This is a genomic window from Burkholderia sp. Ac-20353 (assembly GCF_017104785.1).
In the GTDB taxonomy this organism is placed as follows: domain Bacteria; phylum Pseudomonadota; class Gammaproteobacteria; order Burkholderiales; family Burkholderiaceae; genus Burkholderia.
Genome location: NZ_JAAGPL010000517.1, coordinates 1 through 868, shown reverse-complemented (window position 1 = coordinate 868; position 868 = coordinate 1). Strand labels below are relative to the sequence as shown.

Sequence of the window (868 nt, the reverse complement as noted above, 5' to 3'; positions counted from 1 at the left end):
GCGGGCCGAGCCCCGCGTCGAGCAGCGCGCGGGTGAGCGCATCGGCTTCGCCGTCGCGGATCCCGCGCAGCTGAAGGTTCGCGCGGTTGGTTGCCTCGATCACGCCGGAACCGTGCGCACGCGCGACGGCCGCGATCGCACGCGCCTGCGCCGCGTCGACGCGGCCACCGGGCAGCTTGATCCGGCACAGTCCGCCGTCGGCGGCCGGGACGACGCGCACGAGCCCCGGGCAGGCCGATGGCCGCACGGCGGGTGAAGCAGGGGACGGAACGGAGGCGGAACTCAACGGGGCACCGGGACTGTGTCGCGCCGCGGCCAACGCATCGGTACACCCCGCCCGATGATCGCTGACACGCACGCACTTTCAGGCCGGCAGGTCTCCTGGCTGACAGGTCGACGCCCGCTCCAGGCCTTCCCGGCGAAACCAGTGGCATCGGGTGGAGACGGGCTCGCTGCGTACAGTTGCGGGGGCAGCCACAGCAGCGCGATGCGCCCTGTGTTCCCTCTTCGGCCCCGAAGGGCACCGGCGAACGAACGGGCGTAGGATACCCGATTTCGGCGGGGGTTCGCGACGCCTCCGAACCTTCCAAACCTTGCCGTGCCGGGCTGTCGGTCCGTGCCGACCGCAGGTGAAACGCGGGGTGGAACACGGTACCATGCCGCTTTTCGCAACGCGGACAGACGCGCGGCGGCTTCGTGGCCGCCCGCGGCAACATGACGGAACTGAACGATGGGAAAGGGCGCATGACGGTGTGGCTGACGGTGGTGGGGATCGGCGACGACGGTTACACGGGACTCGGTCGCGCCGCGCGCCGCGCGCTGCTCGACGCGGCGCTGGTGGTCGGCGCGCAACGGCACCTCGACATGA

General features: G+C 71.7%; 2 pseudogenes and 1 riboswitch. Of the pseudogenes, one reads left to right on the top strand and one right to left on the bottom strand.

Features of this window, described 5'->3' with window-relative positions:
• Positions 1 to 247 (bottom strand): annotated as a pseudogene (locus G3N94_RS41690) (hypothetical protein); the annotation flags it as partial.
• 106 nt (positions 248 to 353) lie between these two features.
• Positions 354 to 543: riboswitch (cobalamin riboswitch) on the bottom strand.
• A gap of 201 nt (positions 544 to 744) precedes the next feature.
• On the opposite strand from G3N94_RS41690, the pseudogene G3N94_RS43075 reads away from it, so the two are divergent.
• Positions 745 to 868 (top strand): annotated as a pseudogene (locus tag G3N94_RS43075) (bifunctional cobalt-precorrin-7 (C(5))-methyltransferase/cobalt-precorrin-6B (C(15))-methyltransferase); the annotation flags it as partial.